Origin of the sequence: Homoserinimonas sedimenticola, assembly GCF_026094475.1 — a bacterium.
GTDB classification, from domain to species: Bacteria; Actinomycetota; Actinomycetes; order Actinomycetales; family Microbacteriaceae; genus Homoserinimonas; species Homoserinimonas sedimenticola.
Genome location: NZ_JAPELL010000001.1, coordinates 1,866,540 through 1,882,629 on the forward strand (window position 1 = coordinate 1,866,540; position 16,090 = coordinate 1,882,629).

Genomic DNA, 16,090 nt, shown 5'->3' on the forward strand with positions numbered 1-16,090 from the left:
CTCGTGGGTGGTGGTGCTGAGGAGATTCAGGGGGGAGTGAGCGCGGGCCTCGCGGGGGAGGCCCGCGCTCGGGGTGCTACTGCTCGACGAGCTCGTTCAGCAGGGAGATGGCCTCGTCCCAGGCCTCCTCGCCGTTCTTGGTTCCCTCGTCGATCGAGCGGAGGGCCGGGCCGAAGACGTTCTCCTGGATGAGCGAGTCATCCGGTCCCTTGAACTGGGCGACGACACCCTCGGCGCGCGACGCGAGGATCGAGCCGACAGGGGCGTCGTTGAAGAACTCGTTGGGCTCGGGGTTCGCCGCGAGTTCCTCCTGCGCCTCGAGCGTCGACGGGAAGGTGCCGGCCGCCTCGAACTGGGCGACCTGCTGCTCGGGGGCGGTCAGCCAGGCGGCGAGCTTGGCAGCCTCCTCCTGGTGGTCCGAGGTCGTGGGCACCGTCAGGAAGGCGCCGCCCCAGTTGCCAGCGCCGCCGGGGAAGACATCCGCGAAGTCCCAGCCGGTGGAGGCGTCGCCGCCGCCCGCTTCAACCTGTCCCTGCACGACGCCGAGCATCCAGCCGGGGCAGACGAAGGTCGCGAAGGTGCCGTCGACGAACGCCTTGCCGCCGCCCCAGTCCCACGCCGCCTGGTCGGCGGAGAGGCCGTACTGCGCCGCCTCGGAGAGCTCGAGGAAGGCCTCCTTGAGTTCGGCGTTGCCCTCGACGTTGAGCTCGCCGTCGGCCGTGTAGTAGCCCTCGTCGAGCTGGTTGACGATCGAGTTCCAGACGAAGCCGGAGTGGTCGAACCAGGCCTTGCCAGTCGCGTCGTAGTACTGCTTGCCAAGCTCGAAGTAGCGCTCCCACGTTGCGTCGTCGCCGCCGAAGAGCTCCGCCACGGCCTCGCGATCGCTCGGCATGCCGGCGGCTTCGAAGAGCTGGCCGTTGTAGCAGAGGCCCGTCGGGCCGATGTCGGTGCCGTAGCCGATGATGCGACCGTCGGCGTCGGTGGCCTGGGCGAGCTTCCAGTCGACCCAGCGGTCCTTGATGTCGTCGGCGCCGAAGTCGCGCAGGTCGACGAACTGGTCGGAGACCTCCTGGATGGCGCCAAGCCAGCCCTCCTCAACCGCGACGATGTCGGAGAGCCCCGAACCGGCGGCGAGCTTCGTGAAGGCGTCGGTGCGAGCGTTGCCACCCGTGTCGATGTTGGTGGCGTTGATGGTGATGCCCGGGTTCTCCTCCTCGTACTGCGCGTAGAGGTCGTCGTAGCCGAACGTGCCGAAGGTGGTGATGGTGAGCTCGATGTCTTCGCCGTCGGCACCTGCCTCCGACGAACAGCCCGTTGCGATCAGTGCGAATGCTGCGGCGCCGGCGACGACGGCAGCCGTGGTGCCTCGTGAAATCTTCACGGTCACTCCTTTGTGTGCGTGGTGGGTGTGTTGTTCGTGGGAGCGCTCCCATGGATCGGGCATGAGAGCGCTCCCAACGAATCGAGGCCACACTAAGCAGGCTGCGCGAGGGTGTCAACAGACGATTCGACAACGCTCAAGAAAGCCCTGATGAGAACGGGGTAAAAATATGAGAGCGCTCCCAAATTCGTCTCCCGTACACTGTCCCCGTGACATCAGCGCAGCACGACAGGCGGCCCTCCACGGCGTTCCGTCGTCGGCGAGTCCTCGCCATCGCGTTCGCGATCATCGTCGTCGCAGGACTCATCGTTGCCGCCGTGTGGTGGGCGAGCGGAGGATTCGAAGCCCGCGAGCCCGCGCCGTCCGAATCGCCCGCGGCCAGCGCACAGCCAAGCGCCTCCCCGAGCACGTCGTCGACGCCGCCCGCCGAGCCCGCCGACAAGCCCAAGTCATTCTTCGACCGCGACGCGCGCTCGATCGACGACCCCACGAGTATCTGGGTCGTCAGCAACAAGCTGCGCCCCCTCAACCCCATCGACTACGCCCCGCAGGACCTCGTCAACGCGGCCGTGCCCGGCAGCTCCACCCTGCGCGCCGAGGCTGCTGGTGCGATGGAGCAGATGTTCGCCGCGGCAACCGCAGAGGCGGGGTTGAGCCTCGCGATACAGAACGCCTACCGCTCCTACGGCACTCAGGTGTCGCTCCACAATCGCCTCGTGGAGCAACTCGGCGTCGAGCGCGCGAGGGCGCAGAGCGCACGGCCCGGCTACAGCGAGCACCAGACGGGGCTCACGGCCGACATCATGGCTGCCAACGGTGTCTGCAGCATCCAGGAGTGTTTCGCGACGACGCCCGAGGGAATGTGGTTGGCCGAGAACGCATGGCGCTTCGGCTACCACCTGCGCTATCCGCAGGGCAAGACGGATGTCACGGGCTACATCTTCGAGCCGTGGCACTACCGTTACGTGGGAACCGCGCTGGCCGCCGAGTTGCACGAAACCCAGACGCTCACCCTCGAGGAGTTCTTCGGCCTGCCGCCCGCACCGGACTATCCACCAGGGGTGTAGCTCAGGCCCCCAGCACCTCGTCGACGATCGCCTTGGCCTCCTCCTGCACGCGGGCCAGATGCTCGGGCCCCTCGAAGGACTCGGCGTAGATCTTGTAGACGTCTTCCGTGCCGCTCGGGCGAGCCGCGAACCAGGCCTTCTCGGTGACGACCTTGACCCCGCCGAGCGCTGCCCCGTTGCCGGGGGCCTCGCTGAGCTTGGCGGTGATGGGGTCGCCCGCGAGTTCCGTCGCCGTGATGGCGTCGCCGTTGAGCTTGGAGAGCTTGGCCTTCTGTTCGGGGGATGCCGCGGCATCCGTGCGCTCATAAGCCGGGTCGCCGAACTCCTCGACCAGCTCGGCGTAGAGCTCCGACGGCGACTTGCCTGTCACGGCGCGGATCTCGGCCGCGAGCAGGCACAGCAGGATGCCGTCCTTGTCGGTCGTCCACGTGCTGCCGTCGCGGCGCACGAAGGAGGCTCCCGCGCTCTCCTCGCCGCCGAAGGCGACGCTGCCGTCGCGCAGGCCCGGCACGAACCACTTGAAGCCGACGGGCACCTCGACGAGCGTGCGCCCGAGGGATTCGGCGACGCGGTCGATCATGCTGCTGGAGACGAGCGTCTTGCCGATCGCGGCATCCGCGGGCCAGTCCGGCCGGTGCTCGTAGAGGTATTTGATGGCGACGGCGAGGAAGTGGTTGGGGTTCATGAGCCCGCCGTCGGGGGTGACGATGCCGTGGCGGTCGGCGTCCGCGTCGTTGCCCGTGAGGATGTCGTAGTCGTCCTTGTGGGCGAGCACGGACGCCATGGCCGACGGCGACGACGGATCCATGCGGATCTTGCCGTCCCAGTCGAGGGTCATGAAGCGCCACGTCGGATCGACGATGGGGTTCACAACCGTGAGGTCGAGGCCGTAGTGCTCTTTGATGGCGCTCCAGTAGTTGACGCTCGCGCCGCCGAGCGGGTCAGCGCCAATGCGGATGCCGGACTCGCGGATTGCGTCAAGGTCGATGATGCTCGCAAGGTCGGCGACGTAGTTGCCGCGATAGTCGTAGGTGGCGACGGCGGTCGGCTCGGCCATCTTCACGTCGGCGTTGTTGTCGGCGATGAGCTCGTTGGCGCGTTCGGCGATCCACGAGGTCGCGTCGCTGTCGGCGGGCCCGCCGTGCGGGGGGTTGTACTTGAAGCCACCGTCGCGCGGGGGGTTGTGGCTGGGGGTGATGACGATGCCGTCGGCGAGGCCGTCGCTGCGCCCCTGGTTGTAGCGGATGATCGCGTGCGAGAGGGCGGGCGTGGGCACATAGTCCGCGTAAGCATCCACTCGGACGTCGACCCGGTTGGCGACGAGCACCTCGAGCGCCGTCGTCTCGGCGGGCCGCGAGAGCGCGTGCGTGTCCCGGCCGATGAAGAGGGGCCCGTCGATGCCCTCCTTGCTGCGGTAGTCGACGATCGCCTGCGTGATGGCGGCAATGTGCTGCTGGTTGAAGGCGGTGTCGAGGGAGGAGCCACGGTGGCCTGAGGTGCCGAAGGCTACGCGCTGCGCCGGGATCGAGACATCCGGTGTCTGCGAATAGTAGGCGTGCACGAGCTCGGCGACGTCGATCAGGTCGTCGGGGCCGGCGGGGGTTCCGGAGCGGTCGTTCATGCCTTTACTGTGGCCCACAAATAGACTCTGTGCCATGCCTGAATCCAAGCCACACGAGACCTTCAGCTATCTCGGTCCCGCTGGCACCTTCACGGAGGCCGCCCTGGCGCAGGTCCCGGAGGCGGCAGGCAAGACATGGCGACCCGTGGCAAATGTGGGCCAGGCACTCGCCGACGTGCTCGAGGGGCGTAGCACTGCGGCGATGATCGCGATCGAGAACTCGGTCGACGGCGGCGTGAGTGCGACCCAGGACGCGCTCGCGACCCTTCCCGGGCTGCGCATCATCGGCGAATACCTTGTGCCGGTGAACTTCGTGCTCGTGGCCCGGCCGGGCACGAGCCTTGCCGACGTCAAGACCATCAACGCGCATCCGGTCGCCTACGCGCAGTGCAGCCAGTGGCTCGGCCGTCACCTGCCCGAGCACGCGCACATCCCGGCCTCCTCGAATGTCACGGCGGCAGCATCCCTCTTCGATAACGACCTGGCGGATGCCGCGATCGCCCCGCCCGGCATCACGGAACACCACGACGTGGTGGTGTTGGCCGAGGATCTCGGCGACAACCCCAACGCGGTGACCCGCTTCGTGCTGGTGAGCCGCACGGTGCCCGTGCCCGACCGCACGGGGGCCGACAAGACGAGCATCATTGCCGAGCTGCCCGACGACAAGGCCGGCCGCCTGCTCGAGATGCTGGAGCAGTTCGCGACGCGCGGCGTCAACATGAATCTCATCGAGTCGCGGCCTATCGGGGATGCGCTCGGTCGCTACCGCTTCGTGATCGACCTGGAGGGGCACATCCTCGACGAGCGGGTCGCCGACGCGCTGCTCGGTCTCAAGCGCTTCAGCCCCAACGTCATCTTCCTCGGCTCCTACCCGGCCGCGAATGGCCGCCGGCCGCAGGTCGTGACCCGCTACGAAGACGACGCCTTCATCGAGGCGCGCGACTGGCTGCGCGGCCTCATCGCTGGTGAGCCGGAGGGGAGCCTCGCATGAGCGAGAAGCCGACACTGGACCCGCGCTACCCAGCGGCGTTCCAGCGGGGGCACGGCGACTCCGGTGACGCCGTGTATCACGTGACGTCGCGGGCGGAACCCGCACGAGGGACGGATGCCGCGGCCGCCCCGCCCGCGCGACCTACGGAGCCTGTCGGGCCTGAGGCCTCTGCGCCCGCCGCCACCTCGGCTGCGACGATCGCGCCCCCCGAGCCCGAGGGGCGCAACCCGTTCATCGCGCTGCTGTGGGTGCTCTCGCTCGGACTCCTCATCGGCGGGTTCTGGGTAATCTCCTGGGCCCATCGCGGCATCTTCGGCGGCTACACGGGCCCCGAGCCTCCCGTCGATTTCGTGCTCGCGCAGGTCGCGTGGACGTTGTCGGCCCCCGCCATCCAGGTCGGTGCCCTCGGCATACTCGGCCTGCTCTTCTGGCACGCGGCGGCGTGGCGCCGACGGGCGATGGGGGAGCCGCGGCATCCGCGCGACTGACGCGATGATCGACTGCCACTACTACGACGCGAACCGCTGCCGCTCCTGCTCGCTGCTGGAGCAGCCCTACCCCGCGCAGCTCGCGGGCAAGCAGCAGAGCGTACGCTCCCTCCTCGCCGAGCACCGCGAGCTGGAGTGGTTGCCGCCCGTGCGCAGCGCCGAGGTGGGTTTCCGCAACAAGGCCAAGCTCGTCGTTGGCGGTTCCGTGGCCGAGCCGACCCTCGGCATCCTCGACCGGCAGGGGCTCGGTGTCGACCTGCAGGACTGCCCGCTCTACCCGGACGAGCTGTCGGAGTGCTTCCCGGCGCTCGCCGAGTTCGTGACGCGCACGGGGCTCGCGCCCTACGACGTGCCGCGGCGCCGCGGCATCCTCAAGTACTTCATCGTCACCGTCTCGCCCGACGCCGAGCTCATGCTGCGTATCGTCGTTGCGCGTGAGAGCGCCGTCGCGGTCGTGCGTGACCACCTTGAGTGGTTACAGCAGCGGATGCCGCGGCTCGCGGTCGTCTCCGTCAACCTCCACCCCGAGCACAAGGCCGTGCTGGAGGGCGACGAGGAGATCGTGCTGACTCAGCGCGCGTTCCTTCCCATGCGACTGCGGCGCGCGCCGCTTCCGGCCGCGCTGCCGCTCGCCGCCGCGCCCTCCGAGCCATCAGCGCGGCGAAATCTGCTCAGCGCTGCCGCCGCCGACCCCGCCCTGAGCAGAAAACACCGCGCTGATGGAGATGGTGATCGTGATGCTGATGGCGAGACCGTCGAGCTGCAGCTGCGCACCCGCAGCTTCTTCCAGACCAACACCGAGGTTGCGCGCGCCCTCTACGCGCAGGCCGCCGAGTGGGTCGATGCCGCCGCACCCGCGAGCGTGTGGGACCTGTACTGCGGTGTGGGCGGCTTCGCCCTGCACTGTGCGGCGCCCGGCAGGAGCGTCGTGGGGGTCGAGGTGAGCGAGGAGGCCGTCGCGGCCGCGCGGGCGAGCGCCGCGGCATCCGGCATCGACGCGGAGTTCCGGGCGATGGATGCCACGACCTTCGCCCTGGGAGGCGCCGACGCCCCCGAGCTCGTGATCGTCAACCCACCCCGGCGCGGCGTCGGGCCGGAACTCGCGCGCATGCTCGACGATTCGCCCGTGCGGACCGTCATCTACTCGAGTTGCAACGCCGCCTCGCTCGCTCGCGACCTCGCGGAGATGCCGTCGCTCGTGGCGCGGCAGGGCCGGCTGCTCGACATGTTCCCGCACACGGGCCACTACGAGGTCATCGTGATGCTCGAGCGCCGCGTCGGGTAGAGTTCTAGCTCTGGAACGCTCATTCGGCCCCCGACTCCGGGCCTGGGCGCGGAACTCCGGCACGACCCACAGGTCTGTTCGCGAGGCTTCCGAATCACCGGCATCCGCGTGCATCACTGCGCTACGCCAATTCATGCACCGCCGATTCGTGCCCTGCCACCGCCTTCAGCGAGGAGACCTCCATGACCACCAACGCCCCTGCAATCGCGACGGAACCCATCACCGACGCCGAGATCTTCGCGGCCCACGAGGGCGGCAAGCTCTCGGTCGTCTCGAAGATGCCGCTCACGAGCAAGCGCGAACTCTCGATCGCCTACACGCCCGGCGTCGCCCAGGTCTCGCGCGCAATCGCGGCCGATCCGGGAATGCACGCGACGCACACGTGGGCGTCGCGGCTCGTCGTCGTGGTCTCGGATGGCACCGCCGTGCTCGGTCTCGGTGACATCGGCGCCGCGGCATCCCTCCCCGTCATGGAGGGCAAGAGTGCGCTGTTCCGCGAGTTCGGTGGCCTCGACTCGATCCCGCTCGTGCTCGACACGACCGATGTCGACGAGATCGTGGAGACCCTCGTGCGGCTGCGCCCCAGCTTCGGCGCCGTCAACCTGGAGGACGTCTCCGCCCCGCGCTGCTTCGAGCTCGAGGAGCGCCTCATCGAAGCCCTCGACTGCCCCGTCATGCACGACGACCAGCACGGCACCGCCGTCGTCGTGCTTGCGGCCCTCACGAATGCGGCGCGGGTCGTCGACAAGTCCTTCGACGCCATGCGGGTCGTCATCAGCGGCGCGGGCGCGGCCGGCATCGCGATCGCGGAGGCGCTGCTCTCGGCCGGGGTCGGCGACATCGTGCTGCTCGACTCGAAGGGCATCCTCTCGAAGTCGCGCACCGACCTCTCCGGGGTCAAGGCGCAGTACGCGACCATCACCAACCACGGCAACCTGGAGGGCGGCACGCGGGAGGCGCTCGCGGGCGCCGACGCCTTCATCGGCGTTTCGTCCTCCAAGGTCGACGAGTCGCACCTGGAGGGCATGAATGAGGGCGCGATCATCTTCGCCCTCTCCAACCCGGACCCCGAGGTGCTGCCGGATGTCGCGTCCCGCTATGCGGCGGTCGTGGCGACGGGTCGCAGCGACTTCCCCAACCAGATCAACAATGTGCTGGCCTTCCCGGGGATCTTCCGCGGTGCGCTGGATGCCCGTGCCCGCCGCATCACGCCGGCCATGAAGCTCGCGGCGGCGCAGGCCATCGCCGACCTCGCCGCCGAGAACCTCGCCCCCGACCACATCGTGCCGTCGCCCCTCGACCCGCGAGTGGCGGATGCCGTGGCATCCGCTGTGCACAAGGCGGTCGTTCCCGACGCCGGTTGAGTAGCGACGAAGGAGCGTATCGAAACCGGTGTGCCAGCACGCCTGGTTTCGATACGGCCCTGGCGGGCCTACTCAACCGTCCGGGCGCTCAGGAGTCGGCGGGCACCCGCACCGTGATGCCGCCCGGCTGCACGGTCGCCTTGAGGGCGATCGCCGTGCCGAAGTCGTCTCCGTCGAGCTCGAACTCCTCGGGCCGGCTCAGGCGGGCGACGAAGCTCGAGCCTTTGAGGTAGCGCAGGGTGCGCACCTCCTTGGTGTAGCTGAGCAGCTTGCGGCCGACCTGCGTGCGCCGCAGCACCCCGTTCTCCCACACGATCTTGACCCAGATCTGCAGCCAGCCGACGAATCCCTTGGGGCGCAGGGCGACGACGTCGAAGATGCCGTCGTCGACGGCGGCCTCCGGCAGCAGCAGGATGTTGCCGGGCAGCGAGCCGCAGTTGCCGACGAGCACGGTGTGGGCCGACATGTTGCGAGGGGGTTGCCCGTCGACGCTGAAGCGCATGCGCAGCCGGTTGTTGGAGCGCAGGGAGCGAACGATCGCGTCGACGTAGGCGAGCCAGCCGACCCTCTTCTTGAGATCGGGCCGCGTGTTGGCGATCATCTGCGCGTCGAGGCCCACCCCCGCCATGACGAGGAACACGAATTTCTCGCGGCTGCCGTCGGGCCGTTCCGCCTCGAGGATTCCGAGGTCGATGGGGCGGTCCTTGCCGAGGAAGGCGGTGTCGACCGAGTGCTCCAGGTTGTCGAGCGTCAGATCGAGGTTGCGGGCGAGCAGGTTGCCCGTGCCCGAGGGGAGTAGGGCGAGCCGAGCATCCGTGCCGTGCACTCCTTCGGCGACGCTGCGCACGGTGCCGTCGCCGCCGGCCGCCATGATGACGCTCGCCCCCTGCGCGATGGCCTCGCGGGTCTGGCCGACACCGGGATCTTCGATGGATGTCTCGAACCAGAGCGTCTCTTGCCAGTGCATGTCGCGCTCTGTGCGGGTGACCACGCGGCGGAGCGCCTCCACATCCACCTTGATGGGGTTGTAGACGACGGCTGCGCGCTGAGGTGAGGTTGTCACGAGTCCCAAGGTACGTCATGGCCCGCCCCAATAGACTGGGAGGGTGATCGACCCGCAGCTGCTCCGTGAGAACCCTGACGTCGTCCGGGCGTCCCAGCAGGCGCGCGGGGCATCCGCCGCTCTCGTCGACGAGGCGCTCGACGCTGACCGCCGCCGCCGCGCCGCGATTGCCGAGTCGGAGTCGTTGCGCGCCGAACAGAAGGCCTTCGGCAAGCAGGTGGCGCAGGCGAAGGGCGACGAGAAGCAGGCGTTGCTGTCGCAGGCGCAGCAGATGGCCGCCCGCGTCAAGGAGCTCGCGGCCGTAACGGCGGATGCCGAGGCCGAGTTCGCGAGGATCGCCGGCGCCATCCAGAACCCCATCATCGAGGGTGTGCCCTCGGGCGGCGAGGAGGACTTCGTCACCTTGCGCGAGGTGGGGGAGCGGGCATCCTTCGACTTCGAGCCCCGCGACCACGCCGAGCTCGGCGAGCTGCTGGGGGCGATCGACATTCCCCGCGGCGTGAAGGTCTCGGGCAGCCGCTTCTACTTCCTCCGAGGCATTGGTGCCCGGCTGGAGCTGGCCCTCATGAGCATGGCGCTCGACAAGGCGGTCGCGGAGGGTTTCGTGCCGCTCATCACCCCCACGCTCGTGCGGCCGGAGGTCATGGCGGGCACGGGCTTCCTCGGCGAACACTCCGACGAGGTCTACTACCTGCCCGCCGACGAGCTCTATCTCACGGGCACGAGCGAGGTGGCGCTCGCCGGCTACCACGCCGACGAGATCATCGACCTCTCGGGCGGACCCTTGCGCTATGCGGGCTGGTCGACGTGCTACCGCCGAGAGGCGGGCTCGGCGGGCAAGGACAATCGCGGCATCCTGCGCGTGCACCAGTTCAACAAGCTGGAGATGTTCAGCTACGCGCTGCCCGAGGATGCCGAGGCGGAGCACGAGCGGCTTGTTGGCTTCCAGGAGTCGATGCTGCAGGCGTGCGAACTCTCCTACCGCGTGATTGATGTCGCGGCGGGCGACCTGGGGTCGAGCGCGGCCCGCAAGTTCGACATCGAGGCGTGGGTGCCGACGCAGGGCACCTACCGCGAGCTGACGAGCACCTCCAACTGCACGACGTACCAGGCGCGTCGCCTCGACATCCGCTCGCGCACCGAGACCGGCAAGACGGCTCCTGTCGCGACGCTCAACGGCACGCTCGCGACGACGCGCTGGCTCGTCGCCATTCTCGAGACCCACCAGCAGGCCGACGGCTCGGTCAGGATTCCTGAAGCGCTGCGCCCGTACCTGGGTGGACTTGAGATTGCGGAGCCCGTGTGAGCGAGTCGGTCAAGAATCAGCCAGTTCCCGACTCGATCCCCGAGCCGGATGCGCCCGACGAGGAGGTCGGGCCCGACGCATCCGTTGCCGAGACGGATGCCCCGTGGCTGGTCGCCCTCGACGTGGACGGCACCATCATGCTTGCCGACGGCACCATCACTCCGCCGGTGGCGGGCGAGGTCGCACGCCTACGCGACGCGGGGCACGAGGTCATGATCGCGACGGGTCGCGCCGTGTCGATGACGTTGCCCGTGATCGCGGAGCTCGAGATCGAGCCCGAGTACCTCGTGTGCTCGAACGGCGCCGTGACGATGCGTCGTGACCCGGATGCCCCGCTCGGCTACACACGTGCGCACGTCGAGACCTTCGACCCGACGGGTGTGCTGACGGCGATTCACGACCGGCTGGAGGGGGCCAGTTTCGCGGTCGAGGACGAGCACGGCCACTACCGCTATGTGGGGGAGTTCCCGAACGCGTCCCTCGGCCTGTCGAGCACGGAGGTCGAGTTTGAAGACCTCCTTGGGCTCGAAGCGACGCGCGTCGTCGTGCTGTCGTTCGAGCACGGGCAGGAAGAGTTCCTGAGCATCGTCGAGGAGATCGGCCTGCACAAGGTCAGCTACAACATCGGCTGGACCGCGTGGCTCGACATCGCTCCCGACGGCGTCAACAAGGCGACCGGCATGGAGCGCGTCCGCGAGTGGCTCGACTGGCCGCGCTCGCGAGTGCTCGCGGTCGGCGACGGCCGCAACGACCTGGAGCTGCTCGAGTGGGCGGCAACCCTCGGCCGGGGCGTCGCGATGGGGCAGGCGCCCGAGGAGGTCAAGGCCGCGGCCAACGAGGTCACGGGCAGCGACGACGAGGACGGCCTCGCGGCGGCACTGGCGCAGGTTCAGTAGCGCGGCTCGCATGTCGGCAATTGCGCCAGCGATCGGGTGAGCCGCGCCGGCCAATCCCACTCAACCCATAGTTCGCAGCATCCGTTAGACTCGGCCCTCGGGGAACACTCCGGGAGGGCTGTCCGAGCGGCCGATGGAGCTGGTCTTGAAAACCAGTGGGCAGAAATGTCTCGTGGGTTCGAATCCCACGCCCTCCGCCACAACGGGAACGATGGGAGGCTGCTGAGCGTGGCTCGAACGACGCAACGACCGGGCGGCACCGCTCCCCGCAGCATCGCGCGTCACGGTCGGCTTCGCCCCTCGAGTCCCCTCATGGGTCTGCTGCAGTTGCTCGGCGCCGCGCTCGTCGTCGTGCTGGTGAGCGGCCTCGCGGTCGCTGGCATCACGGTGCAGCAGCTTGAGGCCAACATCGACACGGTCGCGCTCGACGGCGACGAGGGTGGCGTGCCCGCCATCGGCGACTTCGAGGGTGGCTTCAACGTGCTCATCGTCGGCATCGATGAGAACTACGACCGCGAGTCCGTTCTGAATGACGTGAACATCCTGGTGCACGTCTCGGCAGACCACACGAATGCCACGGCCGTGAGCTTCCCGCGCGACCTCGTGGTGCCCATTCCCTCCTGCCCACGCGAGGATGGCGAGGGGCGCTACGCCTCCATGTCGGCCCGGCCCCTCAACGAGGCCTATTACTACGGCGGTCTCCCGTGCGTCGCCCTCACGATCGAGGAGCTCACGGGGCTCGACATCCCCTTCGCGGCCATGACGACCTTCAACGGCGTCGTCAACATGTCGACCGCCGTCGGCGGGGTCACCGTCTGCACGACGGGACCCCTGATCGACCGCTACTCCGGCATCAACCTGCCGAGCGCGGGGGACTGGACTTTGCTCGGACAGGACGCCCTCGCCTTCCTCCGCAGCCGCCACGGCGTCGGCGACGGGAGCGACCTGGGGCGCATCAGTTCGCAGCAGGTGTTTCTCTCCGCGCTCGTGCGTAAGGTGACGGCGGAGGGCGTGCTCGACGACCCGGCCGCCATCTACCGTCTCGCGACGGCCGCGACCCAGTCGATGACGCTGTCGACGAGCATGACGAATATCACGACCCTCGTCGCCATGGCCCAGGTCTTCAGGAACATGAGCCTCGACCGCATCACCTTCGTGCAGTACCCCTCCACGACGGGCGTCGGCGGCGTCTACGAGGGCAAGGTCGCCCCCGTCCGCTCCGTCGCAGAGGAGCTCATGGAGCGGCTGCAGAACGACCAGCCGGTCGTGGCGGAGGAGACGGGGCGCGGCTCCGTCTCAAACCCGGAGGCGACAACCCCGCCAACGAACCCTGAGACGCCGACGGAACCCGAGGCATCCGCCACACCGTCCGCACCGGGGGAGACCGCCGCGCCCGAAGAGCCCGAGGTGATCGAGGGCCTGCTGGGGCAGTCGGCAGCGCAGAACACCTGCTCGAAGGTCAACAACTAGCGAGCATCCGCCTCGAATCGGCGTCTCGGCCGTGTGCCGCTATGATGGGTCGAGTGACTGGAGACGTCGCATAGTCAGGCCTAGTGCACCACCCTGCTAAGGTGGAGTCCCCTTAATGGGGACCGAGGGTTCAAATCCCTCCGTCTCCGCGTTGTGATCTCTCAAGAGATCGGCGACAGGTCGAACCCATTGTGTGGGTTCGGCCTTTTGTCGTTTCTGGGGTTTGTCGGGTTTCGGGGCTGGTAGTCGCGGCTGGGGTCGAGGGTCAGTTGGCGCAGGACTTCTCCGGTGATGGGGTTGACGATGCGGATGTCGAGGTCCTGGATGAGCAGGATGACGTGGGTTCCTGCGTGGGGTCGTCCGACGCCGATGCGGTGGAGTTTGCTGTTGTGGCGGAGGGTGACGGTGCCGCTGGTGTCGACCCGGTCGTGACGGATGCGGTCGTGGGTGTCGTTGTCGCGTCGTTGTTGCGGGAGGGCTTTGGGGCGGGCCGCGTAGGTCGCTGCTGGTGTCGCGTGGTGGGGCAGCGAGCGGTGCGGGCGATGCTGGTTGTAGTAGGTGCGGAACTGGTCGAGTAGGTGGTGCAGCTCAGCTGGAGTGCTGGGCTGAGAGTGTTGAGCGCGAAGCCAGTTCTTCAGGGTCTGCTGGAAGCGCTCAACCTTTCCGCAAGTAGTCGGATGCCCTGGCCGGGAGTTTTTCTGAGTGACGTGGAGTCGGCGCAGTTCGTTCTCGAGCGCGTTGCGGCCGCCTTGGCGTCCTCGACCGGCGAAGCGGGTGGTGAAGACCATGCCGTTGTCGGTGAGGGTGGAGGCGGGGATGCCGTAGGTGGTCGCCGTGCTTCGGAAGACGGTCGCAACAATTCCGGCGGTGACGGGACGGTGGGCGGTGATGGAGAGGGCGTAGCGGGAGTGGTCATCGAGCCAGGTGAGGATCTCGACGTCGGTTCCGGTGCTGAGGCGGTAGTGGGTGAAGTCTGATTGCCAGGTCTCGTTGGGCAGGTCCGCTTCGAAGCGGATGTAGGAGGAGCGTGGTCGCTTTTTCGGTTGCGGGGTGACTAGGCCGGCGCGGCTGAGGTGGCGGCTGATGGTTGCAGGGGAGACGGTAATCCGGTGGTGGTGGCGTAGGTGCCAGGCGATGGTGTCGGGTCCAGCGTCGTGCCCGGTGCCGCCGAGCTCGCGGCGCAGTCGGATGATCAACTCGACTGTTTTGGTGCTGGTGCCGGTGGGAGAGGTCTTGGGCCTGCGAGAGCGGGGCTGGAAGGCAGCCTCTCCCTCGGCTTCGTAGCGGGCCTTCAACCGGTAGACCCACGAGCGGTGCACTCCGTAACGGGCGGCAACCTCGGCCGGGGACTGCTGGTCGATGAACAGGGCGGTGAGCACGAGGCGGGCCTTCGACATGCTCGAGCATCAGCAACACGCCACCCTGTCGCTGATCACTTGAGAGACGTGTCGCGGATGTCGTGAGAGATATGTCGCGGATGTCCTGAGGCACGACACCTCCGTCTCCGCGTTAGTCCGAAACGGATGCGAAAACCCCCGAAGCCTCAAGGGTTCGGGGGTTTTCGCGTTCCTGGGCGCACTCGCTCCCTTGGCGATGCTGGGTTTCTGTGCGATGCGCACTTCTCGACGACCGCATGGCACTAAGAACACAGCAACGCGGGCCCGGTTCCGGCGGCCCGCCGCGTCAGAAGCGTTCCGCGCCCTCGCGCAGCGCCGCGGCGGCGAGGTCGAGGTGGGCGGCGGTGGCCTGCGAGGGTGTGAGGGTGTCGATCCAGTCGTGTCCACCCCATTCGCTGCAGACTCCGCCCGTGTAGCCGCCGCGCGCGAGCTCGACGCCGAGGTCGCGGATCGGTGCGCTGACCCTGTTATCTCCGTCGTCGAGATCCCAGAACTTCAGATGGATGCCGCCGAGCATCGGGATCAGGTCACGGAGCTCGGATGCCTCGGCTCGCCCGAAACGCACCATCATGTTCATGAAGAGCGCCGTGGCCTGCGGTGGCACGCCTCCCGACTGCAGGAGATCGCGCGCGGGGCCGAGAGAGCTGGGGGACTTCCAGTCCGTCGCGAGCGGCTCGAGCACATGCTCAGGAATGCCGTATGCCGCGAGGGCGTCGAGGTAGGACGGGGGCAGGGAGGGCATGAGCATGCTCGTGTCGACGAGCAGACGCACGCGCGTGTCATCCAGTTCATCGATATCGGCGAGTGCGCTCGCGCAGGGCTCCTGCTGTGGCAGCTGTGAACCCTGGATCTCCTCCAGCAGCACGAGATCCCACTCGTGCAGGAGCGGCTGGAGGCGCCGCAGAAGCGCGGGTCCGGCCTGGCCGAGGGGCAGGCGGATGCCCTCCGCGCCGAGCCGAGCCGCGGCCCGCAGCTGGGGCACGAGGAAGGCGTAGCGTTCGTCGTCGTCTCGCCGCGCGGTGGGGCTCAGCCACTCGTCGAGGCTGGCACCGACGATGCTGACGGTGCCGCCGGCCTCGTTGAGGCGAGTGCGGAGCTCGTCGATCTCCTGGTCATCGGGGTCGGGGAAGGAGCGCCAGATCTGCCCCGCCTCGATCTCGAGTGTCGATACGGTCGCAACCGCCCCGACCATGATGTCGACGGCGGATGCTTCGGCTCGCACCACCTCGGGGGTCCAGTTGAACCCTGTCGCAGAGAGCCGCCAGGGGAACGTGGTGTTGGGCATGGGCTTCCGATCTGCCGCGTCAGGCGACATCGCGCGAGACGGTGGGTGTGGGGGAGGGCGCGTCGAGGGTGAGGCTTCGCCCGAGCACGTAGGGGATCATGAGGGCGGCGCCGCCCGGTCCTTCGAGGTAGGGCACGAGCAGCCGAAACGCCACGGAGACGCTGTGCTCTCCCGCAGTGAGAAGCCCGGGCCCCGTGAGCAGGAGCCGGTCCTGCAGAAACCACCAGCCCGTCTCCTCGGCGAGGGCCGCGGCCTCCACCTCGCGCCCGCCGAAGTTGACGCGCAGCTGTGTCACGGCCGTGCCGTCGAGCGTGAGCGAGAGTTCGTGCACGCTCGCCAGTGGCATGGAACGAATCCAGGGCAGGGCGAGTCGGAGGGTGAAGCCCTCGGGGGTCGAGGAGAGTGCGTCGTCGCGCAGCGCGATCAGTGCCATACGTGCCTTCCCGTGCGAGGGCATCGTCGCGCTCGCACCGCTT

At 68.4% G+C, this 16,090-nt stretch carries 14 protein-coding genes and 2 tRNA genes; 10 read left to right on the forward strand and 6 right to left on the reverse strand.

The window, feature by feature from the left end:
• Nucleotides 1–76 precede the first annotated feature (76 nt).
• Nucleotides 77–1,381, reverse strand: coding sequence for an ABC transporter substrate-binding protein (locus OH146_RS08855; RefSeq protein WP_265159526.1), 1,305 nt, complete (start codon nt 1,379–1,381; stop codon nt 77–79).
• A gap of 209 nt (nt 1,382–1,590) precedes the next feature.
• Here OH146_RS08855 and OH146_RS13960 point away from each other — a divergent pair, with 209 nt between their 5' ends.
• A complete protein-coding gene (locus OH146_RS13960) occupies nt 1,591–2,448 on the forward strand; it encodes a M15 family metallopeptidase (RefSeq protein WP_265159528.1) in 858 nt (285 codons plus the stop codon).
• A 1-nt stretch (nt 2,449) separates the two neighbouring features.
• Here the strand turns inward: OH146_RS13960 and pgm are convergent, their stop codons facing one another.
• Nucleotides 2,450–4,069, reverse strand: a complete 1,620-nt coding sequence (pgm, locus tag OH146_RS08865) for a phosphoglucomutase (alpha-D-glucose-1,6-bisphosphate-dependent) (protein WP_265159530.1) — start codon at nt 4,067–4,069, stop codon at nt 2,450–2,452.
• A gap of 34 nt (nt 4,070–4,103) precedes the next feature.
• Here pgm and pheA point away from each other — a divergent pair, with 34 nt between their 5' ends.
• The 4 genes from pheA (at nt 4,104) to OH146_RS08885 (ending at nt 8,197) form a co-directional block, all read left to right on the forward strand.
• Nucleotides 4,104–5,060: a prephenate dehydratase gene (pheA, locus tag OH146_RS08870; protein WP_265159532.1), complete on the forward strand. Its 957-nt coding sequence runs from the start codon at nt 4,104–4,106 to the stop codon at nt 5,058–5,060.
• Nucleotides 5,057–5,548, forward strand: coding sequence for a hypothetical protein (locus OH146_RS08875; protein ID WP_265159534.1), 492 nt, complete (start codon nt 5,057–5,059; stop codon nt 5,546–5,548). The genes pheA and OH146_RS08875 overlap by 4 nt, the downstream gene beginning before the upstream one ends.
• A gap of 4 nt (nt 5,549–5,552) precedes the next feature.
• Nucleotides 5,553–6,833, forward strand: a complete 1,281-nt coding sequence (locus OH146_RS08880; protein WP_279348701.1) for a methyltransferase domain-containing protein — start codon at nt 5,553–5,555, stop codon at nt 6,831–6,833.
• Between the two features lie 182 nt (nt 6,834–7,015).
• Complete coding sequence (locus OH146_RS08885) at nt 7,016–8,197, forward strand: NAD(P)-dependent malic enzyme (RefSeq protein WP_265159536.1); 1,182 nt, start codon at nt 7,016–7,018, stop codon at nt 8,195–8,197.
• An 88-nt stretch (nt 8,198–8,285) separates the two neighbouring features.
• On the opposite strand, the gene OH146_RS08890 is transcribed toward OH146_RS08885, so the two are convergent.
• Nucleotides 8,286–9,260, reverse strand: coding sequence for a diacylglycerol/lipid kinase family protein (locus OH146_RS08890; RefSeq protein WP_265159538.1), 975 nt, complete (start codon nt 9,258–9,260; stop codon nt 8,286–8,288).
• 43 nt (nt 9,261–9,303) lie between these two features.
• On the opposite strand from OH146_RS08890, the gene serS reads away from it, so the two are divergent.
• The 5 genes from serS to OH146_RS08915 all read left to right on the forward strand — a co-directional run bounded on the left by serS (nt 9,304) and on the right by OH146_RS08915 (nt 13,081).
• A complete protein-coding gene (gene serS, locus OH146_RS08895) occupies nt 9,304–10,566 on the forward strand; it encodes a serine--tRNA ligase (RefSeq protein WP_265159540.1) in 1,263 nt (420 codons plus the stop codon).
• Nucleotides 10,563–11,462, forward strand: a complete 900-nt coding sequence (locus OH146_RS08900) for an HAD family hydrolase (RefSeq protein WP_265159542.1) — start codon at nt 10,563–10,565, stop codon at nt 11,460–11,462. Before serS ends, OH146_RS08900 begins: the two co-directional genes overlap by 4 nt.
• A 112-nt stretch (nt 11,463–11,574) precedes the next feature.
• Nucleotides 11,575–11,662 (forward strand) — tRNA-Ser (locus OH146_RS08905).
• Between the two features lie 28 nt (nt 11,663–11,690).
• The gene (locus tag OH146_RS08910) at nt 11,691–12,932 is read left to right on the forward strand and encodes an LCP family protein (RefSeq protein ID WP_265159544.1); all 1,242 of its coding nucleotides are present in this window, start codon (nt 11,691–11,693) and stop codon (nt 12,930–12,932) included.
• Nucleotides 12,933–12,991: 59 nt separating this feature from the next.
• Nucleotides 12,992–13,081: transfer RNA gene (locus tag OH146_RS08915), tRNA-Ser, on the forward strand.
• 12 nt (nt 13,082–13,093) lie between these two features.
• On the opposite strand, the gene OH146_RS08920 is transcribed toward OH146_RS08915, so the two are convergent.
• The 3 genes from OH146_RS08920 to OH146_RS08930 all read right to left on the reverse strand — a co-directional run bounded on the left by OH146_RS08920 (nt 13,094) and on the right by OH146_RS08930 (nt 16,047).
• Nucleotides 13,094–14,329, reverse strand: a complete 1,236-nt coding sequence (locus OH146_RS08920) for an IS481 family transposase (protein ID WP_265159546.1) — start codon at nt 14,327–14,329, stop codon at nt 13,094–13,096.
• A 286-nt stretch (nt 14,330–14,615) separates the two neighbouring features.
• Nucleotides 14,616–15,614 carry a sugar phosphate isomerase/epimerase gene (locus OH146_RS08925; protein WP_265159548.1) on the reverse strand — a complete coding sequence of 333 codons (999 nt, stop codon included), beginning with the start codon at nt 15,612–15,614 and terminating at the stop codon, nt 14,616–14,618.
• A 19-nt stretch (nt 15,615–15,633) separates the two neighbouring features.
• Nucleotides 15,634–16,047 carry a C-glycoside deglycosidase beta subunit domain-containing protein gene (locus tag OH146_RS08930; RefSeq protein ID WP_265159550.1) on the reverse strand — a complete coding sequence of 138 codons (414 nt, stop codon included), beginning with the start codon at nt 16,045–16,047 and terminating at the stop codon, nt 15,634–15,636.
• Nucleotides 16,048–16,090: the final 43 nt, after the last annotated feature.